Genomic DNA, 21,319 nt, shown 5'->3' with positions numbered 1-21,319 from the left:
GTGCCCGCCGGAAGGCCGAGAACCGCTCTCCCGGGGGACACGCGTTACGCCGACCCGTGGACGGCGCCCCTCCGCCGAGAGCCGCGGGACAGGCCCTGGCGCGTGTCCGCGAAGTCCCGCCGGGCGGGGCTCACGCCCGCCGCGAAGCGGCTGATGACCCGTCGGTGCGTGCGATCGAGCGAGCCCGGCGATACGGGCGAGAGAACCCCTAGGCCCTGTCCCGGCTCTAGGCGCTCGGCTCCGTCTCCTCCTGGGGGACGGTGACCGTCGGCTGTGTCGGACCGAGGGGGACCTGCGGGCCGAGGCCGTCGTACAGCCAGTGGTTCAGCACCGAGTGGACCTGCTCCGCGCCCACCAGCTCCCCGTCGCCGGGCACCGGCGCGGGCAGGGTCAGAGGCGACAGCAGGAAGGCGTTGGACTGCTCTCCGCCGAGTCCTCCGTGGGAGCCGATCTGCTCCTCGAACGCGTGTACCCGGCCCGTCGCCGGGTCGTACATCGAGTTGACCATGATGTCCGCGACATGCGGGAAGGTGTCGGTGCGCCGGACCGCGTCCGCGGCGCCCGGCCCCATCGTGGCCAGCAGCCCCGTGTCGTCCAGCTTGGCGACGGGGATCTCCGCCCCGGCGGGGCCGAGCACCACCGAGCCGTTCGCCTCGCTGCGTACGAGGAGGAAGCCGATGCCCGGATGGTTGGCGAGAGTGCGCAGCAGCGCGGGGTGGCGCTCGTCTATCTGCTCGCGGCTCATCCGCTCCGGGACGTCGGGGAAGGAGATCAGCCCCAGATTCCCGGAGGCCAGCACGATCGGGTCGGACCCCCGCGCCGACCGCTTCTCGCCGGCCTCGCCCTCGTGGCTCCCCTCGACGGGGCGGTGGAGGGCGGTGCGTACGGCGTCACGTGCCGCGTCCCGCGCCTCCGCGCCGCTCTTCGTACGCACCGCGCGGCGCGGCACGGGCAGCCCGCAGCCGGCCCGTACGAGGTCCCGGAGCGTCAGCCCGTACACACCCAGGAAGGTCTCGCCGGGGCTCTGGCCGTGGTCGGAGAGGAGCACGAGCCGGTACGAGCGCGGCGCGTGGTCGGCGACCTTGGTCAGCAGCTCTATCGAGCGGTCGAGGCGCCGCAGGACCTGTGTGGCGTCGCGGCTGTGGGGGCCCGAGTGGTGGGCCACCTCGTCGTACGCGACGAGGTCGGCGTAGACGGCGGCGCGACCGGCCAGCATGTCCCCTATGACGGCGGCGACCACGACGTCCCGCTCGACGACGGTCGCGAAGGCCCGGATGAAGGGGTAGAGCCCGCCCCGGCTCACCCGGGGCCGGTCGCCGCGGACACGGGCCCGCGTGGACTGGCCTATCTCGCGGCCGACCTCGGCGACGAAGGAGACGGCCGTACGGACGGCGTTGGCCGGGTCGGTGAAGTACGCGAAGTAGCCGGCCCGGGAGCGGGTAGCCCTGCCGCGCCGGGCGGCCATCGACAGGACGAGCGCCAACTGGTCGGCGCCGCCGCTGAAGAGATTGCCGCGGCTGGCGCCGTCGAGCGTGAGGAGCCCGGCGTCGCGGGTGCGTTCGACGGCGCGGCGCTGGAGTTCGGCGGCGCTGGCCGGCCGGTTGCTGACCATGATCCGCCCGCTCTCCTTCTCGTACCAACGGAAGGCGGGGACGTCGTGGTTGCTGCCGTGCAGGATGCCGAGCTGGCTGGCGCCGGTCTGGCTGGACCAGTCGGTGCGCCAGGGGGTGAGCCGGTGCGTCGGGCGCTCCCCGAGCCAGCCGGCGACGGTGGGCATGTGGCCGTCGGCGACCGCGTCGAGCAGCACCTGGTGCCCGACTCCGTCGAGTTGGAGGAAGAGCGTGCCGGGCGAGGCGGTGTAGGCGCGGCGCGCGCTGTCCTCACCGCTGCGGCGCCGGCGACGTTGCGCGAGGCGCGAGAGCCTGCGCCGGTAGGCGTCGTCGTCGCGTACGGCGAGGGCTGTGGAGGTCGCCGACGCGACGGCGGACATGACGGCGGCGACCACGACGGCGTTCTCGGGGTCGGCGGCGCCTCCGCCGTCGGGGGTGACCTTGAGGGCGACCAGCAGTAGTGAGCCGTTGAGGAAGAAGACCAGCAGGCCGATCACGAGAGCCGGCACGAGGAGCAGGGCGCGGACCAGGAAGGGCCAGACGAGGGCGCTGAGCAGACCGAAGGCGCCCGCGCCCCAGGCGGCGGTGATCGCCGTCCTGGTGAGGCTGTCGTCAGCGCCTTGCAGCTGGAAGTCGGGCAGGATGCCCGCGAGCGCCAGCAGGGTCAGTGTGGAGACCGCCCAGACGACGACCACCCGCATCAGGGCCCTGCCGGCCGTCCGCCATCGCCCCTTGAACACCGCGTTCTCACCTCACGTCCAGGGCCCGCACACCGCCACGGGCTCGCTCCACAGCCTCGCACAGCGGGCGGTGGGGCCTGTCTTCTTGAAGGAGAGGGGTCCGGAAGGCGCGGGGCGGGGTCAGCAGCCGTCGTAGCCGGCCGTCGGCATGGAGAGCCTGCGGTGGACCTTGGCCTTGGACGTCGCGTCGTAGACAGGTTCGTCCATCCCCACGGTCTCCAGGGGGACGCCGCGGCGCTCGCACTCGGCGGTGAAGGCGGGCACGGACGCGAACGCCCGGTCGAGCACCCGTTCGTTGGGGACGACGAAGGCGTCGATCGCTCCCGCCTCGACATCGACCCAGAGCCCGCAGTGGTCGGAGCGCGTCCCGTAGAGGAGCAGTTGCCGCGTGACGACGTACCCCTTGTCGGCCGCCCAGCGCGCGCACATCGCCTGCTGGCCGCGGATGTCGACCAGGAACGGCTCGCGGTCGAGTTCTTCGAGCGGGGTGAGGCTGGCTATGGCCGCCACTCGTAACTCGCCCATGTCTCTGGTCCCCCGCCTCAGTGCATCCGGCCCCGTCCCCGAAGCCGCCCCCCGTCCCCCGGTGTTGGACGACCCTACTCCGATCACGCCCTCATAAGGAGGCGCGTATCGGGCACATGCAGGTGCACGAATCTGCCACAGGCGCACGCCCTCAGGCGCGCGCGGTGTGCGGCCGCGAGCCATCTGCTGCCCGTTCGGCCGACGGCCGCCGTACGCTGAGAGCCGGATACGGACGGAGCTGAGGTCCCGCTTTGGGAAATGTCATCACCTGGTGGGGTCATGCCACCTGCACGGTCGAGGACTCCGGTGTCCGGGTGCTGACCGACCCGCTCTTCGCACGCCGACTGGCTCATCTGCGCCGTCGTCGCGGTGACGTACCGCCGCCGGAGGCGGCCGTCGCCGATGCCGTGCTCGTCTCGCATCTGCACTCCGACCATCTGCATCTGCCGTCGCTGGCGAAGCTCGCGCCGGGCACCCGGCTGATCGTGCCGCGTGGCGCGCGGCGGGCGGTGCCGGGACTGCGGCGGCTGGACGCCGTCGGACGCGGCGGTCTGCGGATCACCGAGGTCGAGCCGGGCGACGAGGTGGAGATCGGACCGCTGTGGGTACGGGCGGTGCCGGCCTGCCACGACGGGCGGCGGCTGCCGGTGGGACCGCAGCGTTCCCCCGCGCTCGGCTATGTGATCAGCGGTGAACGCCGGACGTACTTCGCGGGCGACACCGGGCTCTTCGACGAGATGGCGGACGTCGTGGGCACGGTCGATGTGGCACTGCTGCCGGTGGGCGGCTGGGGGCCGCACCTGGGCCACGGTCATCTGAACGCCGACCGCGCGGCCGAGGCGCTGTCCCGGCTCTCGCCCGAGGCCGCGGTGCCGGTGCACTACGGCACGTACTGGCCGATCGGCATGGACGGCGTACGGCCGCACGAATTCCATTCACCCGGCGACGAGTTCGTCCGTCAGGCCGCCCGGCGGGCGCCCGGAGTCGCCGTCCACCGGCTTCAGCACGGCGAGAGTGTGCGGCCGGGGGCCACCCTGTGATCGACCAGCTCATGAGCCAGCTGCCGTCGGAGTCCGCGCAGCAGGCCGTCACCTACCCGTCGCTGTTCCTGCTGGTGGCGCTCGGGGCGTTGGTGCCGGTGGTGCCGACGGGCGCGGTGGTGAGTTCGGCGGCGGTGGTCGCCTTCCATCAGACGGCGCCGCTCGCGCTGCTGTACATATTCGTGGTGGCCTCGTTCGCGGCGTTCCTCGGCGACATCACGCTCTACTGGCTGGGGCGGCGCGGGGTCAACTCGAAGAACGGCTCGCGCTGGCTGGCGGCGCTGGAGCGGCGGGTCGCGGACGACACGCTCGAACAGACGCAGCGCAAGCTGCGGGAGCACGGTGTGACGGTGCTGGTGCTGTCGCGGCTGGTGCCCGCGGGGCGGATTCCGGTGATGCTGGCGTGCCTGCTCACCAAGTGGCCGACGATGCGGTTCATCAAGGGGGCGTTGCCGGCGTGCCTGGCGTGGGCGGCGACGTACCAGCTGATCGGGATCCTCGGCGGTTCGCTCTTCGCCGAGCCGTGGGAGGGCGTGGTCGCGGCGGTGGCTCTGACGGTGCTGATCAGCGGCAGTCCCGCGATCTGGCGCAAGCTGCGGGCGCGCGGCAAGGGCGCGGACGCGGACGGCTCCGCCGGGCGGGACGGGAAGGGCGCGCCGGAGGGTCCGACGGGGCGGCCGACGGCGGCGGACGGGCCGTCGGAGTCAGACGGTCAGCAGGCGTGAGGACCCGACCGGCAGGTCCCACAGCTGCTCGCGCGCTCTCCCGGTCCGCTCCCAGGCGGCCCTGACCCGCTCCAGCGGCTCCAGCACGGGCTCGGCCGAGAGCACGAACGTCGCCCAGTGCATGGGCGCCATGTTCCGCGCGCCGACGTCCTGGCAGGCCTGTACGGCCTCCTCCGGGTCCACGTGGACGTCGCTGAGCCACCAGCGCGGGTCGTACGCCCCGATGGGCATCAGCGCGAGGTCGATGTCCGGGTACCGGCCGCCGATCTCCCGGAACCAGTGGCCGTAGCCGGTGTCCCCGGCGAAGTAGACGCGCCGGCCGGTCGATCCGTCGGTGAGCATCCAGCCGCCCCACAGCGAGCGGCAGGTGTCGGTGAGGGTGCGCTTGGACCAGTGGTGGGCGGGGACGAAGTCGAACCGTACGGTGCCGCCGTCCCCGCGGGGGAGTTCGGCGGCCTCCCACCAGTCCAGCTCGGTGACCTGGGTGAAGCGGCGGCGCCTGCACCAGCGGGCGAGACCGGCGGGGACGAACATCGGGGTGTCCCTCGGCAGCCGTCGCAGCGTGGGCGCGTCGAGGTGGTCGTAGTGGTTGTGGCTGATGACGACGGCGTCGACGCGCGGCAGTTCCTCCCACCGGACGCCGACGGGAGTGATCCGCGCGGGCGTGCCGAGGATCCGGCGTGACCACACCGGGTCGGTCAGGACGGTGAGACCGCCGATACGGACCACCCAACTCGCGTGCCCCGCCCAGGTGACGGCGACGGTGGCGGCGTCCACGGACGGCAGCGGCCCCCGCTCGACGGGCAGCCTCGGTACGGCGTCGAGCGCGCCGGGGCGTGGCCGCGCGGCGCCTTCCCGGGCGAGCCGCGCCAGGGCGCGTACACCGGGCAGCGGGGTGGTGAGCCGGTGCGAGAAGGACCGGGGCCAGTGACGGCCGGTCTCTCCCAGCGGGCGGAGCGTGCCGCCGGGCCGGGCGGTCCGGCCGGAGGCCGTGGCCCGGGAGGGGGTGGGGGCGGTGCCGTGCGCGCGCCCGGTGGAATCCGTCCGATCGGTGTGTTCCGTCATCGAAGCTCCGTTCAGGGCGGTGCGACGCGGTTCGCCGGGGCGGTACGCCGGAAGACGAGTGGGTCGGGTCGGGTCGGCGGCCGGCGGGCTCAGGGCGGCTCCCCCAGAGCCGCCGTCAAAATGCTGAGCGCTTCGGCGACATGCGGCAATTCCAGGGGCTCCACATCGGTGAGGGACTCCATCCGCTGCTCCGGGGTTGCCCCGAGCAGCGGTCCGGTGGCGAGCCGCACCCGCAGCGCGCCCAGTTCGTCCCCGAACCGGTGCCCGCCGGGCACCGGTATGCCCAGCCGTGCGCCCAGGAACTCTTCGAGTTCCATGGAGTCGCCCACCCCCCGTGCGGCGAGCCCCCGGCGCAACGGGCCGAAGTCCGCGTACAGATGACGGCCCGCCCGCGGCGGTCTGGCCAGCGCCCCGGCGGTGAGGACGATGTGATGTACGGCGCCGGCCACGCGCGCGTGCAGCGCGGCGGCGGCCGCGACCCTCGCCGTCACTCCGGGCGGCTCGTCCAGCGCGCGGGCGGCGGCCGCGGCGACCGGCGCCGCGACGAACGCGCCCAGCGCGGTGAGATGGTCCAGCGTCCTGGCCCGGCGCCGGGCGCCGACCCCGGTGGCGGGGAAACGCGCCACGGCGGCGGGCCACGACGCCGGGGTGAGCGCGCCCGCCAGATCGGAGAAGACGGTGACGTCGTCGGGCCACATCTCGGCCGGGCTGAGCGGCACCGTCTCGTGCGGCCGGTGCAGGGTGTCGCGCCAGGTCTCGTCGCTGATGATGTGCAGGCCCTCGGCGACGGCGGCCTCGCACGCCTCCCTCAGAAGCTCGGGCGGTGCGACGGTGCCGGTCGGGTCGTCGGCGATCGAGAGCAGCAGCAGCCGTGGGTGACCGCCCTCGGCCCGTACCCGGCGCACCGTCTCCAGGAGGGCGTACAGATCGGGGACGCCGCCGCACTCGGCCGGGGTCGGCACCGGGAAGAAGGGCCGCCCGAGGAGCCTGGCCTGCGGCGCCCAGGAGGCCGGGTGCGGGCGGGGCATCAGGACGTCGCCGCCGTGCGCGGCGAGCAGCGCCAGGAGCAGCGGCTGGGCGCCGGCCGCAGCGGCGACCTCCTGGGGATGTGTCGGCAGACCGCGCCTGGACCAGTAGCCGCAGGCCGCCTCCCGCAGCACCGGCCCGCCGCCGGGCTCCTCGGGCGAGGTCTCTCCGGCGGCGCCGGAGAGCTCGGTGACGAGCTCGGGCAGCGCGGGCAGGCCCATGTCCGGGGCGAGCGGCCCGTACCGTACGGGACCGCGCCCCTCACGCACCGTCCCCGTCGTTCCCATGCCCGCCTCCTCCCGCGCTCACCGGCCGCGGTCGGTCGTCCGGCCCCCCGGTCAGCCCCCGCGGCCCAGCATCGCCAGCAGCCTGGTCTGGGCGCCGGCGCCCGGTGGCGGTGCCAGCGGGGGGTCGAACATGCCGCTCGCCGACAGGCTGTCCGCGTACGGCTCGACCTCCTCCAGCGCGAAGTCGACCAGCGGCCTGGGCAGCCGCTCGTCCACGCCGATCCCGCGCGACAGGTCCCAGGTGTGGACCACGGCGTCGAGCACCATCTGCGAGCAGTAGGCGCCGGCCCGGGTGGACCCGTACGAGAGCTCGACCATTCGCTCCGCAGCGCCGCGCTCGGCGAACGCGGCGCGTGCCCCCGAGGCCGCGCGGTCCCAGGCGGCGACCGGGTCGTCACCGAGCACATCGCCGTCGAAGGCGTCGCCCACCTCCGCCATGCTCCGGCCCTCGCTCACCAGCGGGGGCACCCAGAGCTGCTCGGAGGTCAGGTGATTGACCAGGTCGCGTACGGACCACGCCGAGCAGGGCGTCGGCGCGCCCCACTGGTCCGCGCGGACGGCGTGCACCCGGTCCGTGAACAGGCCGAGCGCCTCGTCGTGCCGGTCCAGCAGTCGATCATCCATGACTCCCACTTTCCCCGGCCCCCCGGCCGGACGCGAGTCCGGCCGGTCCCACGGCCGGCTCCGCCCCCTGCTTGGGGCCACGCCGTATGGGGTACCCGCGTTGCATGTCTGACATCTACGCGGGCCGTCCCCCGGCCGATCCCCGCACCCGGGCCCGGGTCGCCGCGCTGCTCACCGGCTGGGACCAGCGAATCTTCCGGGCGGCGGCGCACCGGAACTGGCCGGGCGCCGAACCGGTACTGCCACGCCTCAGCCGCTCCGCCAACCACGGTCTCCTCTGGTTCGGCGCCGCGGCCGGGATCGCCCTCCTCGGGCGAGGCCAGCGCTCACGGCGCGCCGCCCTGCGCGGGGTGGCCTCGCTCGCCGTGGCCTCGGCCGCGATCAACACCGTGGGCAAGCGGTCGGTACGCCGCAGGCGCCCGGTCCTGGACGCGGTTCCGGTGATCAGGCAGCTGAAGCGGCAGCCGGTCACCACCTCGTTCCCGTCCGGGCACGCGGCGTCGGCGGCCGCCTTCGCCACGGGTGTCGCCCTGGAGTCCAAGGGCTGGGGAGCGGTGGTGGCCCCGATCGCCTTCTCCGTCGCGGCGTCCCGCGTCTACACGGGCGTGCACTTCCCGAGTGATGTGCTGGTGGGCGCAGCGCTGGGGGTGGGGGCGGCGTACGCGGTGCGCGGCATCGTGCCGACCCGCTCCCAGCTGCCGTCGCCGGGGCGGCCGCACGCGCAGGCGCCGGAGCTTCCGGAAGGCGACGGCATGGTGATCGTCGTCAACCGCGCGTCGGGTTCGTCGGACACCGCGAACGCGCTGCGTGATTCGCTGCCGCTCGCGGAGTTCGTGGAGTGCGAGCCGGAGGAGGTCAACACGGAGCTGGAGAAGGCGGCGGAGCGCTGTGCCGCGCTCGGTGTGGTCGGCGGCGACGGCACGGTCAACCGGGCCGCGGTGGTGGCCGCCCGGCACCGGCTGCCGCTGGCGGTGTTCCCGGGCGGCACGCTGAACCACTTCGCGTACGACCTCGGGATCGAGAATCCGCAGGACACCTGCCGCGCGATGGCGGCGGGCGACGCCGTCCGCGTCGACCTGGGGCGGTTCACCGGGCCCGACGGGACGAGCGGTCACTTCCTCAACACCTTCAGCCTGGGCGTCTATCCGGAGCTGGTGCGGGTCCGGGAGCACTGGGCGCCACGGATCGGCGGCTGGCCCGCCGGCGTGGTGGCGGCGTCGAAGGTGCTGCGCGGCCAGCACCAGCTCCGGGCGGAGTTCGACGGCAGGCACCGGTCGCTGTGGATGCTGTTCGCGGGGAACGGCATCTACCAGCGGTTCGGGTTCACCCCGGGCCACCGACTCGATCTGGCGGACGGGCTGCTGGACGTGCGTATCGTGCACGGCGGGAGCTTCCCCAGTCTGCGGCTGCTGGCCGCGGCGGCGGCCGGGCCGCTGAGCCGGTCGCCGGTGCACGCGGCGGAGCGGATGCGGCGGGTGCGGATCACGGGTATCGCGCCCGGTACGCCGCTGGCCTTCGACGGCGAAGTGGCCGAGTCACCGGTCGAGTTGACCATCGACAAGGCGAACGAGGCGCTGACGGTCTACCGCCCGCACGCGTTCCAGTGACCGTCGCCGGAGGCGGGCGGCCCGACGCGGGAAATACCGGTGGCGCGGGCCGGGGCACGGGGCCGAAGCTGATGCGCATGGAATCCGAACCCGCCCCCTTCCTCGAAACCCCCCGGCTGCGGCTGCGCGACTGCGTCGAGGCCGACCTCGACCGGCTCCTCGCGCTGGACAACGACCCCGGGGTGAAGCGCTTCATCGACGGCGGCGTGCCCGCCGCGCCCGAGACCTTCCGGGCCGAGGCCCTGCCCCGGCTGCTCGGGCGCGGCTTCTGGGCGGCGCAGGAGCGGACCACCGGCCAGTGGCTGGGCTGGTTCGAGCTACGGCCGCTGAACGACGCCGGCTGGGAGGTGGTGGAGCTGGGGTACCGGCTGCACCGGGCCGTGTGGGGCCGGGGATACGCCACGGAGGGCGCCCGCGCGCTCGTGCGCAAGGCCTTCACGGAGCTGGGCACCGAGCGGGTCACGGCGAACACGATGACGGTCAACACCGCTTCCCGGCGGGTCATGGAGAAGGCCGGGCTGGTCTTCGTCCGTACCTACGTCGAGGAGTGGCCGGAGGTCATCGAGGGCTCGGAGGAGGGGGAGGTGGAGTACGCGCTCACCCGCGAGGAGTGGCGGCGAACGGCCTCCGGGTGAAGCCGACGACCACATCCCGAGACGCAGGTCTCATATTCCGACATCGCGGCGTACCGTGACGGGATCACTTCACAAGAGGGAGTCCGGTCATGCCGAAGGAGACCGCCGTCTACACCCACGGCCACCACGAGTCGGTCCTGCGCTCGCACCGCTGGCGCACGGCGGCGAACTCGGCGGCCTATCTTCTGCCCGAACTCCGTTCCGGGCTGGACGTGCTGGACGTGGGCTGCGGTCCCGGCACCATCACCGCCGACCTCGCCGCGCTGGTGGCGCCCGGCACGGTGACCGCGGTGGACTCGGCCGCGGACGTACTGGAGCGGGCCGGGGAGACGGTCGCGGCGCGCGGCCTGGACAACGTCCGTTTCGCGGTCGCCGACGTCCACGACCTCGACTTCCCCGACGACTCCTTCGACGTGGTCCACGCCCATCAGGTGCTCCAGCACGTCGGGGACCCCGTACAGGCGCTGCGCGAGATGCGCCGGGTGTGCAGGCCCGGAGGCACCGTCGCGGCTCGCGACAGCGACTACGGCGCGTTCACCTGGTACCCGTCGTCCCCGGCCCTGGACGGCTGGCAGGAGCTGTACCGGCGGGTGGCCCGCGCCAACGGCGGCGAGCCCGACGCCGGCCGCAGGCTCCGCTCCTGGGCCCGCCGCGCGGGCTTCACGGACATCACGTCCACAGCGGGCACGTGGTGCTTCGCCACCCCGGACGAACGCGCCTGGTGGAGCGGTCTGTGGGCGGAGCGGACGACCGCGTCGGTCTACGCGGAACTGGCCGTACGCGGCGGCCACGCGGACGAGGCGCGGCTCGCCCAGATCGCGGAGGCGTGGCGCGCGTGGGGCGAGGAGCCCGATGCCTGGTTCATGGTCCCGCACGGTGAAATCCTGTGCCGGGTCTGAGAGTTGGTTCCCCGAGGTTCATGGTCGCGGAGATCGGTGCTTCGCTACCCTCACCCGTATGGAAATCCTGGGAACCACGCTGCGCATCTGCGTCGACGACCTGGAGACCTCGGTCGCCTTCTACGAACGGCTGACCGGTAGCCCCGCGCTCCGTTTCGAGCGCGGCGGGGTCTCCGTCGCCGCCGTGAGTTGCTTCCTGTTGATGAGCGGTCCCGCGGAGGAGATCGAGGTGCTGCGCAAGGTCACCGCGACGATCGCCGTCAAGGACGTGGACGAGGCGTTCGCCGCGCTCACGGGCGTCGGCGCCCAGGTCCTCGCGGGCCCGGTCCCCACCCCGGCCGGCCGCAATCTGATCGCCGTCCACCCGGACGGCTCGGTCTTCGAGTACGTGGACCGCAACCCGGTCCGGGGCGGCTGACGGCCGTCGCCCCTCGCCGGCCGGGCCGCGGGCGCGGCTCGTCCGGCGAGGGCGACGGCCCCGGCGCGAGGCCCCCGGTCAGTCCCCCGGCCGCATCCGGTAGTCGTACTCCTCCGGCAGCGGGTCGTCCGTCAGGGACGCCCATACCTCGTGCAGCGTCTCCGCGCCCTCCCGCAGGTCCGCCACTTCGAAGCCCGCGTCGAACACCGCGCGTGCGGCGGTCTTGTCGCCCTCGGCGAGCAGCAGTTGGGCCTCGATGAGCCGGAAGGCGCCGCGCTCCCGGATGCCGGCCGAGAGGCGGTCCCAGATCCGGCGCGCGTCCCGCTCACGGTCGGCGTCGAGCAGCGCGGCGATCGCCTCGCGGGCCAGCGCGACCGTCGCCGCCGTCCAGGACTCGGTGGCGTCGTCGGTCTCCCCGGTCTCCTCCCCGCGCTCGCGGCAGAGGTCGTCGAACGCCTCCAGATACAGATCGGCGGCCCGCTCCGGATTGCCGCCCTCCCGGTCCGCGACGGCCAGGCAGCGCAGCAACGGCCAGCGGGACGAGGCCAGTTTGAGGCCGCGCTCCCAGCTCCGTACGGCTTGGGCCAGATCGCCGGCGTGCCACTGTGTGACACCGAGGTGATACTCCGTCAGCGGTTCGGCGGGCGCCGTCTCCAGCATGTCGCGCCAGTGCGGCGCGACGAGCGTCGGCCCCGGCGGCTCGGTCTTCCGCGCTTTCGGGAACGTGCCCTGGGTGTACAGCTCGACCCACGGCGCCTGTTGCTCGCCGAGCATGGAATCGTCGAACGGCGTGCCGGGCAGGTCGTATCCGCCGCGCATCGTGCCGCGCATGACTTCGAGCGCGCCCCAGCCCGAGCCGGTGGCGAGCCGTTCGCCGGGCTCGTTGTCCGCGTACGGCAGCCAGGCCTCGTACGCGGCGTCGACATCCGCGCGCGGCAGGACCTCTTCGAGCCGGCTGTCGACCTCCGCGCGGGCCGCGTCCCAGTCGGCGCCGTGGACGGCGGCGGGGTCGGCTTCGAGCGGGCCGTACGACTCCAGCCAGCTGAAGTCGTCGTGGCCGTCGAGTCTGACGTGTTCGAGCTGGGTACGGGCGAGTCCGGCCTGGATCTCGGCGTATCCGGGGGTGCCCGGCTCGGTGAGCCACTGCTGCCAGCGCCGGCCGCCGCGCCCCGCTCCCCAGATGAAGAGCTTGCGTCCGCTCAGGGTGTCCGTGGAGGTCTGGACGAGCCCGTGGCCGTCCGCGTCGAGCGAGGTGATCCACTTCCGGGCCTCGCGCGGGACCTCGTAGAAGTAGTCCGCCGGATAACGGCCGCGCAGCGGGTACGTGCGGTCGGCGCCGTCGTACTCGGGCACCGGGACCCGGCGCAGGCTCCGTTCGTACCCGAAGTGCCACGCCTCCTCGGCGGGTGCGAGGACGCGCGTGTGCTCGTCCTCGGGAACGGCGATGTTGGACCACCAGTAGACGGGCGCCGGTCCCTGGTGCGGATTGCGTATCCGTACCCCGACATGGAGGAAGTCGGAGTCGTCGGGCAGCCAGAGGTCGACCTGGAACGGCAGCCCGCGCAGCGGCTCCCACTCCCAGAGCCGGAGCATCTCACCGCCGTCGGGGGCGGGTACGAGGGCGGCGTGCACGGGCGCGCAGGAGAGCGTGGTGTGGCCGGTCGCGCCGATGTTCCACTCGATGCCGCCGGAGAACCAGGCGCCGTTGAGCGCGAAGTCGGCGGGCTGGAACACCGGGTTGCGGTAGACCAGTTCACGGTCGGTGGGCTTGTGGTGCAGGGAGTGGACACGTCCGCCGAGCCCCGGCAGCACGGTCGCCCGCAGCCGGTCGTTCTCGATGACGATCACATCGAGGTCGGTGCTCACACGCTCGCGTCCGTAGCCGTCGAGGACCCGCACCGGGAGCAGGGTGCGCAGGGGCTCGTACCCGATCTGCCGCGCCATGTCACGGGGCAGGTCCCGCTTGGCCCGTTCGTCGTACTGGTCGAGGGAGTGCGTCTCGTCGAGCGGCCGGAGCGCGGGCAGGGGGTTCTCCGGCCCCAAGGGGGCGGCAGGCAGGGTCAGTACGGCGCGTCGCACGCTCGTGGCCACAGGCAAACCTCGCTTCGCTCGCTGGGGCCGCCGGCGGACGGGTTGGCCGGCGCGCACCCGTTGACCATGGAACACGGTCGAGTGCGCGCCGAACAGAGCACCTTGGGATCAGTCTTGGGTGAGGGCCGCCACAACGATGTCCGCGAGCAGTGCTCCGGCGGTGCCGTCGGGGTCGAGATCGGGGTCGTAGATGGTCAGGTTGAGCCCGACGCAACGGTCCGAGCGGACCAGAACCGTGAGCAGCGACCGGAGTTCGTCGGGGAGCAGTCCCCCGGGGTCGGGGCTGTCGACGGCCGGCATCACCTCGGGGTCGAGCACGTCCGCGTCCAGATGCACCCAGAAGCCGTCGGTGACGGGCAACTCCAGGGTCTGGAGGACGGCGCCCGCGAGATCGGCGGCGCCCCACTCGCGGAACTCCCCCACGGACACGGTGGGAATCCGCAGCCGGGCCAGTTCCTCGCGGTCCTCGTCGTAGTCGCGGATGCCGAAGAGCCGTACATCCTCGTCGCGTACGTACGGGCGCAGCCCCTCGATGTCGGTGAGGTCGCTCTGCCCGCGCCCGGTGGCGATGGCCAGCTCCTCACCGCCCGCCGCGCCGACGGACGCCGAGTTCCCGGGGTGCCGGAAGTCGGCCGAGCCGTCGATCGCGGCGATGCCGTACCGCCCGAGGCGCCGCAGCGCGAGCGAGGCGCCGAGCTGGATGGAGCAGTCGCCGCCGAGGACGAGCGGGAAGTCACCGGCCCGCACATGCCGCTCGATCCGGTCGGCGAGGCGGCGGGTGTACGCGGCGATGGCGGCGGCGTTGAAGACACCGTCGCCTTCCTTCCAGTCGCCCCGGTCGTAGCGGGGCGGGACGACGACCCCGCCTTCGAACGCGCCGAGCCGCTGAACGATCCGCTGCTCACGCATGGCTCCGGCCAGCTTGTAGCAGCCGGGGACGGTTCCGGGGGCCGGTGGGCGCAGGCCGAGGTTGGAGGGGGCGTCGATCACCACGATATTCCGCATGCCGACCATCCTCCGCGTCGTACGCTCCTTCTTCAACGAAGATCTTCGGGAAGAAGGCGGCACGTCCATGACCACGCAGCACACCTATCGGGTGATCGTCCGCGGGACCTTCGAACAGCTGATGGACGAGGCGCGTGCGCGGCTGCTGGACGAGCTCGCCGACCACGGGCTCAGCCAGATGCGGTTCACACCCGAGGGGTCGCTCACCTACGACAGGTCGCTCAAGCACTTCTCGTACCGGTTCGAGATCGTCTCCGACTCCGCCGACGGCGAGGAGATGGCCGCCGCGCTCGCCGAGGAACGGGCGGAGGCGGCGCTGCGGGCGCTCGGCGGGGGAGTCGGCGCCGGCTTCGGGGAGCTGCGGTCGACCGTGACGGACATGGACACGATGAAGATCAACCGGAAGGGGCGCTGAGCCCTCCGGGCGGCTCGTCGCGGATCATGTCCGCGGTGATCGCCCAGCGTTCGTGGTCGCGCCAGGCCCCGTCGATCCGCAGGAAGTCGGGCGAGAAGCCCTCGTGACGGAAGCCGGCGCGGCGGACGAGGGCGAGCGACGCGCTGTTCCCTGGCTGGATGTTGGCCTCCAGGCGGTGCAGGCCGAGTGGTCCGAACGCGTGGCGCAGCACATGGCCGAGCCCTTCGCCCATCAGTCCCCGGCCGGCCGCGTGGGCGAAAGCGCCGTAGCCGAGGGCTCCGCTGAGGAAGCCGCCGCGGACGATGTTGTTGATGTTGATGAACCCGGCGATCCGGCCGTCGGCCAGGTCGCAGACGAGGAAGCCGGCCTTGGTGGGGTCCTCGATGACGCTGTTCGCGTAGTCCCGGTACGCCTCGGGGGTCCGGGGCGGGAAGAGCCAGGGGTGGTGCAGTCCCCTGCTGTCGCGGGCGAGGGCGGCGAACTCGCGGGCGTCCTCGTACCGGTACGGGCGTACGCGCGTACGTGGCCCCTCGCCTGCGGGGGAGGTGGTGTCGGGCATCGCGCCAGCCTAATCCGCGGACCGGGCGGGATCCGCGACCCCTGGGCCCTAGCTCAGAGCCGGCACGTCCAGCGTGAGGGTGGCGGCGCCGGCGGAGGCGTCCAGGACCGCCGGGACGCCCAGTGGCACCGTCAGGTTCGTCGGGCCGTGCCCGAAGCCCAGTTCCTCGACCACGGGGACACCGAGGGCGCCGAGGCGGTCGAGCATCAGGGTCCGGACGGCCTCGTACGGGCCGCAGCCCGCCCAGGAGCCGAGCGCGACCCCGGCGACCCCGTCCAGCCAGCCGGAGCGCAGGAGTTGGGTGAGGATCCGGTCCAGCCGGTACGGCTCCTCCTCGATGTCCTCGATCAGCAGCAGCCCGCCGGCGGCGGACGGGCGGGCGTGCGGGGTGCCGAGGTCGGCGGCGAGCAGGCTGACGCAGCCGCCGAGGGTGGTGCCGTGGGCCCGGCCGGGGACGAGCGCGCCCGCCGTGTCCAGGCCGACGGTCCGGACCGTATCCGGTTCGAAGAGCGTCGCGCGCAGGGACTCCTGGGTGGCGGCGTCCTTGAGGAAGGTCAGGGCGGCGACCATCGGACCGTGCAGGGTCGAGACTCCCGCGCGGACGGCGAACGCCTCGTGCAGCGCGGTGATGTCGCTGTAGCCGACGAAGACCTTGGGGGCCGCCGCGCGCATGGCGTCCCAGTCGAGCAGGTCGACCATGCGCTGGACGCCGTAGCCGCCCCGCGCGCACAGGACGGCGGAGACCGTCGGGTCGCACCAGGCGTCCTGGAGGTCGCGGGCGCGCGAGGCGTCCGTTCCCGCGAGGTACTCCAACTCCCGGTGCTGGTCGAGGACATGAGGCGCCACGACCGGATCGAGATCCCAGCCGCGCAGGATGTCCAGGCCCGCTTCGAGGCGGTCGGCGGGCAGTCGGCCGCTGGGGGCGACGACGGCGACCTTCGCGCCGGGGCGAAGCCGGGGCGGGCGGATCAGAGGCTCGACGGACGAGCCGGGCGCGGGGCCGGGCGAGGCGGTCACTTCTCCAGCTCCAGTACCGGGACGTCGGGACGGCTGATCCCGAACGTCTGGGCATACAGGGACAGTTCGGCCTCCAGCGCGCGGACCATCGTGTCCGCCCTGCGGAAGCCGTGGCCCTCGCCCTCGAAGGTGATGTACGCGTGCGGGATGCCGCGCCCGGCCAGCTGGGCGAGGAAGCGTTCGCACTGGACCGGCGGACAGATCACATCGTCCAGCCCCTGGAGCAGCAGGAACGGGGCGGTGATCCGGTCGACGTGGTTGATCGGCGAGCGTTCGCGGTAGCGGCCCGGTACCTCGGCGAACGGGCCGACGAGCGACTCCAGATACCGCGACTCGAAGTCGTGCGTCCCGTCGGAGACCCAGCTCGACAGATCGAGGATCGGGTAGATGACGGTGCCGCAGGCGTAGACGTCGGTGGAGGTGAGCGAGGCGGCGCTGGTCCAGCCGCCCGCGCTGCCGCCCCGGATCGCGAGCCGCGCGGGGTCGGCGGTGCCCTCGTCGGCGAGGGCGCGGGCGACGGCCGCGCAGTCCTCGACGTCGACGACACCCCACTGTTCACGGAGCCGTTCGCGGTAGGCGCGTCCGTAGCCGGTGGAGCCGCCGTAGTTGACCTCGGCGACGCCGATGCCGCGCGAGGTGAAGTAGGCGATCTCCAGGTCGAGTACGAGGGGCGCGTGGCTGGTGGGTCCGCCGTGCGCCCACACCACGTACGGCGGCAGTTCCTCGCCGGGCGCACTGTGGCCGGGGCTGTGCGGCGGGTAGATGTGGGCGTGGATCTCGCGGTCGTCCGGGCCGGTGAACGTGCGGATCTGCGGCTCGGGGTAGTACACGGGATCGACCGGGTCGTCGTGCGCCGAGCCGATGACCCGGGCCCGCCCGGTGGCGGTGTCCAGCTCCACGATCTCGTACGCGCTGCGCGGGCTGGCGCCGACGCCGATCACCCGGGTGCCCCGGACGGCGAGGGTGGCGGCCCATTCGGTCCAGGGCCCGGCGGCGTCCGCGAGCTGGCCGGTCTCGGGGTCGAGGATGCCGAGCGCGGTGGCGCCCTTGCCGTGGACGACGGCGATCATGCCGTCGGCCATCGGCCGGAACCACTGGAGGCCGATCTTCCACAGCGGTCCGCCGAACTCCTCGTCGACGGCGGGGCTCAGCCGGACGGGCGCCCGGACGCCGGCCGGCGCGGCGGGGTCGAGCCGCAGCCGGTTCAGCTGCCACCAGTCGCCGGGGTCGGAGACGTACAGGAGGGAGCCGTCGGGCGCCCAGTCGGCCTGTACGACGGCCTCCTCCGGTCCTCCGGCGACGGTGCGGACCCCCGTGAAGGCGCCTGTCCCGGCGGTGTCCCCGAGCAGCAGTTCCGTGCCGTCCCAGGGCATCCGGGGGTGGTCCCAGGCGATCCAGGCGACGTGCCGGCCGTCCGGTGACACCCGGGGTCCGGTGACGAAGCGGTGCCGGCCGTCGGAGAGTTCGGTCACGGCGGCGCGGTCGTCCGCGGCCGAGCCGTCCAGCGGTACGGAGGCGAGGACGCGGCGTACGTCGGTGGGCGACTCTCCGGTGAACTCCTCCAGTACGCACCAGACTTCGCCGCTGTCGAGACGCAGCTGCGGATCGGCCCAGCGCAGGGTGCCGGTCACCCGGCCGCCCGGCGCGGGGGCGGGGGCAGGGGTGAGCGGGCGCGGGGGCCCGTCGCCGTCCGGCTCGTACGCGTACAGCCGCTGGTCCGGGAAGTGCGCGAAGACGACGAGGGTGGAGCCGTCGGCCCGTACCGCCCCGTCCCAGGGCCTGCCGCCGTACTCGATGACCCGGGTGCGGACGTTCCAGGGGGCGGGCAGGACGGATTCCTCACGGCCGTCGGACCGGCGGCGTACGAGTACGCGCCGGCCCTCCTCCGTGGGCCGCGGCTCGGTCCACCACACCTCGTCGCCGACCGTGCCGACGTACTCCGGTCGCCCGTCGTGCGAGGCGGCCAGCGCGGCGTCGATCGGTGACGGCCATGATCCGTACGGCGCGATCTGCGGCATGCCCAACTCCCCTACGCGGTCTGGAGATAGTGGTCGAGAACGCGGACCCCGAAGTGCAGGGCGTCCACCGGGACCCGTTCGTCGACTCCGTGGAAGAGGGCCTGGTAGTCGAAGCCGACGGGCAGCTTCAGCGGCGAGAAACCATAGCCGGTGATACCGAGGCGGGAGAACTGCTTGGCGTCGGTGCCGCCCGACATGCAGTACGGCACGACGTGCCCGGCCGGGTCGAACCGCTCGACGGCCGCGCGGAGTTTGGCGTACGTCGGTGAGTCGACCGGCGCCTGGAGGGCCACTTCGCGGTGGTGGAACTCCCAGTCCACGTCGGGTCCGGTCAACTCGTCCATCGTGGTGCTGAATTCGTCCTCGCCGCCCGGCAGCATCCGGCCGTCCACGAAGCCGACGGCCTGCCCCGGGATCACATTGACCTTGTAACCGGCTTCCAGGACCGTCGGGTTGGCGCTGTTGCGCACGGTCGACGCGACCAGGTCCGCGGCGGGGCCGAGCTTGGCGAGCAGGGCGTCGGGGTCGAAGTGCTCGGACTCGACGTCGACGTCGAAACCGTGGAGCGCGGCCAGTTCCCCGAGCGCGGCGCGGACGGTCGGGGTGAGCCTGAGCGGCCATTCGTGGTGGCCGATACGGGCGACGGCCGCGGCGAGCCTGCTGACCGCGTTGGCGCGGTTGACCTTGGAGCCGTGGCCCGCCCTGCCGTGCGCGGTGAGCTTGAGCCACGCGGTGCCGCGCTCGCCCGCCCCGACGGGGTAGAGCGTCATGCCGGGCCCGGCGTGGAAGGTGAAGGCCCCGGATTCGCTGATGCCCTCCGTACAGCCCTCGAAGAGCTCCGGGTGGTGGTCGGCGAGGAAGCCGGAGCCGTCGATCGCGCTCGCCTCCTCGTCGGCGGTGTAGGCGATCACGATGTCCCGGCGCGGCCGGACCCCCGCGCGGGCCCAGGCGCGGACGACGGCGAGCACCATCGCGTCCATGTTCTTCATGTCGACGGCCCCGCGCCCCCACACGACGCCGTCCCTGACCTCGCCGGAGAAGGGGTGCACGGACCAGTCGGCGGGCTCGGCGGGCACGACGTCCAGATGGCCGTGGACCAGGAGCGCGTCGGCCGTCGGGTCGGTGCCGGGGATGCGGGCGACGACGTTGGTGCGGCCGGGGGTCCGTTCGAGGAGCGTGGGCTCCAGTCCGGCGGCGGCCAGCCGCTCGGCGACGTACTCGGCGGCGGGGCGTTCCTCGCAGTCGCCGTTGCCACGGTTGGTGGTGTCGATACGGATGAGGTCCGAGGTGAACGACACCACCTCGTCCAGCGCCACCATGTCGATGGGCTGTGCTCTCTCCGTACTCATGTTCTCGGGCGTCATGTCAGCCATACTGCTCCTCCACCGCGGCCGAGACGATCGTGGTGACCGCCTTGAAGGTGCGAATGCCCTCGTACATCGTCCCGCTCGTGTACGCGACACGCCGTTCACCGGCGCGTACCACTCCGGGGACGACCGTGGCGGCGGCGGCCAGATGCTCGGCGTCGAACTCCAGCTGGACGGTGAACGGGCCGCCGGCGACCGGTTCGTACCGTACGGCCAGCGCGGTGGCCTCCTTGGCCGCCGCCCGGATGTCGGCCGCGGTACGCGCGGGGGTGCGGCAGACGGCGGCGTACCGCGAGACATGGTCCTTGACGGCCACCTTGCGGGCGCCCGCCGCGTAACCGTCGGCGTCCCGGCAGGTCAGGTCGTCGCCGGTGACGAGGACCACGGGGACGCCGTACTCGGCGACGACCTGGGCGTTGAGCAGGCCCTCACTCGCGCGGGCGCCGTTCAGCCAGACACCGGTGATGGAGTTGGCGAGATAGGTGTGCGCGAGGACGCCCTCGGTGCCCGCGCCGGTGTGGTAGCCGACGAAGGCGATCCCGTCGACATCGCCGTGCTGGACGCCCTCGACCATGCTCAGCGACTTGTGACGGCCGGTGAGCATCTGGGCGCGCTCGTCCAGCTCTTCGAGCAGCAGATTGCGCATGGTCCAGTGCGCCTCGTTGATGAGCACCTCGTCGGCGCCGCCGTCCAGGAAGCCGAGGACGGCGGCGTTCACGTCCGAGGTGAACAAGGCGCGGCAGCGCTCCCACTGCGGCGTCCCCGGCAGGACGTCGGCCGGCCAGGTCACACCGGTGGCGCCTTCCATGTCGGCGCTGATGAGGATCTTCATGCAGCGAAACCGTACGCGCCGACGGACACGACGACCACCCCGGCCCGTGCCGGGCGGACCGCAAGATCGGCGAGGCGCCCCCTAAGCGCCTCGGGCGGGGGCCAGGACGAACCAACGGGCGGGGAGGTCGATCCGGGTGCCGTCGGCCAGATACTCCGTCTGGGGAAGCGTGGTGTCCCCGCTGTCGAGGATTTGCAGGCCCGCCTCGGTCAGCAGCCTGGGCACCTCCTCGTCGGAGGCCCCGGCCGGCTTCAGGCCGTGGTCGAAGACCCGCCGCAGCTTCGCGGGCGGTCCGCCGGGGTCCTGGGAGGCCCGCTGGAGCACCGCCCTGGACGCCGAGGTCAGCTCCACGACGAACGCCCTGCCGCGCGTCCCGAGCAGCGTGGCGACCGCTCCCGCGACGACGGGCCGGTCCTGCGGCTCGCTCTGGTGGATGACGGCCCGCATATAGACGTGTGTGTCGCCGACCCGCTCCGACAGCGCCCGGACCGCTTCCCGGTCCACGAGGCTGAGCTGCTCGAACTCGGCGGCCTTCTCGGTGTCCGCGCGGCGCGCGTGCTCGATCGCCGCGTGCGAGAGGTCCACGCCCACCGCGCGGGCGAAGCGGGTGGCGAGATGGCGGGTCTGGGTGCCGTTGCCGCAGCCGAGGTCGACCACGGGAAGGGCCGGGTCGGCGTGCGGCAGGAGTATGTCGCAGTGCGGTACGGCGGTGAGAGAGGGGTCGGAGTCCCAGATCGCCTCGCCCGGGGCGTCGGAGGTCTCGCGCCAGTAGCTCTCCCACGCGTCCAGATAACGCTGTGACACGCTCATGGGG

The 21,319-nt window shown here is 73.2% G+C and carries 20 protein-coding genes; 7 read left to right on the top strand and 13 right to left on the bottom strand.

Annotation, left to right across the window (positions count from 1 at the left end; translation table 11 throughout):
* Positions 1-226: 226 nt before the first annotated feature.
* Together IEY79_RS24010 and IEY79_RS24005 are read right to left on the bottom strand one after the other, a co-directional pair.
* The gene (locus IEY79_RS24010) at positions 227-2,350 is read right to left on the bottom strand and encodes a phage holin family protein (protein WP_229701079.1); all 2,124 of its coding nucleotides are present in this window, start codon (positions 2,348-2,350) and stop codon (positions 227-229) included.
* A gap of 120 nt (positions 2,351-2,470) precedes the next feature.
* Positions 2,471-2,875, bottom strand: coding sequence for a hypothetical protein (locus IEY79_RS24005; RefSeq protein ID WP_189109656.1), 405 nt, complete (start codon positions 2,873-2,875; stop codon positions 2,471-2,473).
* 251 nt (positions 2,876-3,126) lie between these two features.
* On the opposite strand from IEY79_RS24005, the gene IEY79_RS24000 reads away from it, so the two are divergent.
* Together IEY79_RS24000 and IEY79_RS23995 are read left to right on the top strand one after the other, a co-directional pair.
* Positions 3,127-3,915, top strand: coding sequence for an MBL fold metallo-hydrolase (locus tag IEY79_RS24000; RefSeq protein WP_189109655.1), 789 nt, complete (start codon positions 3,127-3,129; stop codon positions 3,913-3,915).
* A gap of 11 nt (positions 3,916-3,926) precedes the next feature.
* On the top strand, positions 3,927-4,640 hold the full coding sequence (locus IEY79_RS23995) for a DedA family protein (RefSeq protein WP_189109654.1): 714 nt from the start codon (positions 3,927-3,929) through the stop codon (positions 4,638-4,640).
* Here IEY79_RS23995 and IEY79_RS23990 read toward each other — a convergent pair.
* From IEY79_RS23990 to IEY79_RS23980, 3 genes are all read right to left on the bottom strand, one after another.
* Entirely contained in the window at positions 4,620-5,705 is a 1,086-nt protein-coding gene (locus IEY79_RS23990) for an MBL fold metallo-hydrolase (RefSeq protein WP_189109653.1), read from the bottom strand. The genes IEY79_RS23995 and IEY79_RS23990 overlap by 21 nt on opposite strands.
* Before the next feature lie 89 nt (positions 5,706-5,794).
* Positions 5,795-7,018 carry an aminotransferase class I/II-fold pyridoxal phosphate-dependent enzyme gene (locus IEY79_RS23985; protein ID WP_189109652.1) on the bottom strand — a complete coding sequence of 408 codons (1,224 nt, stop codon included), beginning with the start codon at positions 7,016-7,018 and terminating at the stop codon, positions 5,795-5,797.
* A gap of 51 nt (positions 7,019-7,069) precedes the next feature.
* Entirely contained in the window at positions 7,070-7,642 is a 573-nt protein-coding gene (locus tag IEY79_RS23980) for a TIGR03086 family metal-binding protein (RefSeq protein WP_189109651.1), read from the bottom strand.
* Between the two features lie 104 nt (positions 7,643-7,746).
* Here IEY79_RS23980 and IEY79_RS23975 point away from each other — a divergent pair, with 104 nt between their 5' ends.
* From IEY79_RS23975 to IEY79_RS23960, 4 genes are all read left to right on the top strand, one after another.
* Positions 7,747-9,249: a bifunctional phosphatase PAP2/diacylglycerol kinase family protein gene (locus IEY79_RS23975; protein WP_229701078.1), complete on the top strand. Its 1,503-nt coding sequence runs from the start codon at positions 7,747-7,749 to the stop codon at positions 9,247-9,249.
* A 77-nt stretch (positions 9,250-9,326) separates the two neighbouring features.
* Positions 9,327-9,884, top strand: a complete 558-nt coding sequence (locus IEY79_RS23970) for a GNAT family N-acetyltransferase (protein ID WP_189109649.1) — start codon at positions 9,327-9,329, stop codon at positions 9,882-9,884.
* A gap of 89 nt (positions 9,885-9,973) precedes the next feature.
* Positions 9,974-10,783, top strand: a complete 810-nt coding sequence (locus tag IEY79_RS23965) for a methyltransferase domain-containing protein (RefSeq protein WP_189109648.1) — start codon at positions 9,974-9,976, stop codon at positions 10,781-10,783.
* 58 nt (positions 10,784-10,841) lie between these two features.
* Positions 10,842-11,201, top strand: coding sequence for a VOC family protein (locus tag IEY79_RS23960; protein WP_189109647.1), 360 nt, complete (start codon positions 10,842-10,844; stop codon positions 11,199-11,201).
* A gap of 78 nt (positions 11,202-11,279) precedes the next feature.
* Here IEY79_RS23960 and IEY79_RS23955 read toward each other — a convergent pair whose 3' ends face one another.
* Together IEY79_RS23955 and IEY79_RS23950 are read right to left on the bottom strand one after the other, a co-directional pair.
* Positions 11,280-13,292, bottom strand: a complete 2,013-nt coding sequence (locus IEY79_RS23955) for a DUF5107 domain-containing protein (protein ID WP_189109646.1) — start codon at positions 13,290-13,292, stop codon at positions 11,280-11,282.
* A 108-nt stretch (positions 13,293-13,400) separates the two neighbouring features.
* Positions 13,401-14,297, bottom strand: coding sequence for an arginase family protein (locus IEY79_RS23950; protein WP_189109645.1), 897 nt, complete (start codon positions 14,295-14,297; stop codon positions 13,401-13,403).
* A 67-nt stretch (positions 14,298-14,364) separates the two neighbouring features.
* On the opposite strand from IEY79_RS23950, the gene IEY79_RS23945 reads away from it, so the two are divergent.
* Positions 14,365-14,712 (top strand): DUF6204 family protein, encoded by a 348-nt coding sequence (locus IEY79_RS23945; RefSeq protein ID WP_189109764.1) that lies wholly within the window; start codon positions 14,365-14,367, stop codon positions 14,710-14,712.
* Here IEY79_RS23945 and IEY79_RS23940 read toward each other — a convergent pair.
* The 6 genes from IEY79_RS23940 to IEY79_RS23915 all read right to left on the bottom strand — a co-directional run bounded on the left by IEY79_RS23940 (position 14,693) and on the right by IEY79_RS23915 (position 21,315).
* Positions 14,693-15,271 (bottom strand): GNAT family N-acetyltransferase, encoded by a 579-nt coding sequence (locus IEY79_RS23940; protein ID WP_189109644.1) that lies wholly within the window; start codon positions 15,269-15,271, stop codon positions 14,693-14,695. The genes IEY79_RS23945 and IEY79_RS23940 overlap by 20 nt on opposite strands.
* Before the next feature lie 48 nt (positions 15,272-15,319).
* Positions 15,320-16,288: a S66 peptidase family protein gene (locus tag IEY79_RS23935; protein WP_229701077.1), complete on the bottom strand. Its 969-nt coding sequence runs from the start codon at positions 16,286-16,288 to the stop codon at positions 15,320-15,322.
* Positions 16,285-18,306, bottom strand: a complete 2,022-nt coding sequence (locus tag IEY79_RS23930; protein ID WP_189109643.1) for a S9 family peptidase — start codon at positions 18,304-18,306, stop codon at positions 16,285-16,287. Before IEY79_RS23930 ends, IEY79_RS23935 begins: the two co-directional genes overlap by 4 nt.
* Before the next feature lie 11 nt (positions 18,307-18,317).
* Positions 18,318-19,670 (bottom strand): M20/M25/M40 family metallo-hydrolase, encoded by a 1,353-nt coding sequence (locus IEY79_RS23925; RefSeq protein ID WP_373292614.1) that lies wholly within the window; start codon positions 19,668-19,670, stop codon positions 18,318-18,320.
* A 1-nt stretch (position 19,671) separates the two neighbouring features.
* Positions 19,672-20,505: a M55 family metallopeptidase gene (locus tag IEY79_RS23920; protein ID WP_189109641.1), complete on the bottom strand. Its 834-nt coding sequence runs from the start codon at positions 20,503-20,505 to the stop codon at positions 19,672-19,674.
* Between the two features lie 81 nt (positions 20,506-20,586).
* Positions 20,587-21,315: a class I SAM-dependent methyltransferase gene (locus tag IEY79_RS23915; protein ID WP_189109640.1), complete on the bottom strand. Its 729-nt coding sequence runs from the start codon at positions 21,313-21,315 to the stop codon at positions 20,587-20,589.
* Positions 21,316-21,319 lie beyond the last annotated feature (4 nt).

It is taken from the genome of Streptomyces camponoticapitis, from assembly GCF_014646115.1.
GTDB classification, from domain to species: Bacteria; Actinomycetota; Actinomycetes; order Streptomycetales; family Streptomycetaceae; genus Streptomyces; species Streptomyces camponoticapitis.
Note: the sequence above shows the minus strand (reverse complement) of the source record. Positions and strands in the feature narration are given on the sequence as shown.

Bases quoted from the DNA above. Each gene is read 5' to 3' on its own strand.
- IEY79_RS23980 (WP_189109651.1), bottom strand. From the start codon at position 7,642: ATGGATGATCGACTGCTGGACCGGCACGACGAGGCGCTCGGCCTGTTC.
- IEY79_RS23950 (WP_189109645.1), bottom strand. From the start codon at position 14,297: ATGCGGAATATCGTGGTGATCGACGCCCCCTCCAACCTCGGCCTGCGC.
- IEY79_RS23975 (WP_229701078.1), top strand. From the start codon at position 7,747: ATGTCTGACATCTACGCGGGCCGTCCCCCGGCCGATCCCCGCACCCGG.
- IEY79_RS23965 (WP_189109648.1), top strand. From the start codon at position 9,974: ATGCCGAAGGAGACCGCCGTCTACACCCACGGCCACCACGAGTCGGTC.
- IEY79_RS23970 (WP_189109649.1), top strand. From the start codon at position 9,327: ATGGAATCCGAACCCGCCCCCTTCCTCGAAACCCCCCGGCTGCGGCTG.
- IEY79_RS23990 (WP_189109653.1), bottom strand. From the start codon at position 5,705: ATGACGGAACACACCGATCGGACGGATTCCACCGGGCGCGCGCACGGC.
- IEY79_RS23995 (WP_189109654.1), top strand. From the start codon at position 3,927: ATGAGCCAGCTGCCGTCGGAGTCCGCGCAGCAGGCCGTCACCTACCCG.
- IEY79_RS24005 (WP_189109656.1), bottom strand. From the start codon at position 2,875: ATGGGCGAGTTACGAGTGGCGGCCATAGCCAGCCTCACCCCGCTCGAA.
- IEY79_RS23915 (WP_189109640.1), bottom strand. From the start codon at position 21,315: ATGAGCGTGTCACAGCGTTATCTGGACGCGTGGGAGAGCTACTGGCGC.
- IEY79_RS23960 (WP_189109647.1), top strand. From the start codon at position 10,842: ATGGAAATCCTGGGAACCACGCTGCGCATCTGCGTCGACGACCTGGAG.
- IEY79_RS23945 (WP_189109764.1), top strand. From the start codon at position 14,365: ATGACCACGCAGCACACCTATCGGGTGATCGTCCGCGGGACCTTCGAA.
- IEY79_RS23920 (WP_189109641.1), bottom strand. From the start codon at position 20,505: ATGAAGATCCTCATCAGCGCCGACATGGAAGGCGCCACCGGTGTGACC.
- IEY79_RS23925 (WP_373292614.1), bottom strand. From the start codon at position 19,670: ATGACGCCCGAGAACATGAGTACGGAGAGAGCACAGCCCATCGACATG.
- IEY79_RS23930 (WP_189109643.1), bottom strand. From the start codon at position 18,306: ATGCCGCAGATCGCGCCGTACGGATCATGGCCGTCACCGATCGACGCC.
- IEY79_RS23985 (WP_189109652.1), bottom strand. From the start codon at position 7,018: ATGGGAACGACGGGGACGGTGCGTGAGGGGCGCGGTCCCGTACGGTAC.
- IEY79_RS23940 (WP_189109644.1), bottom strand. From the start codon at position 15,271: ATGCCCGACACCACCTCCCCCGCAGGCGAGGGGCCACGTACGCGCGTA.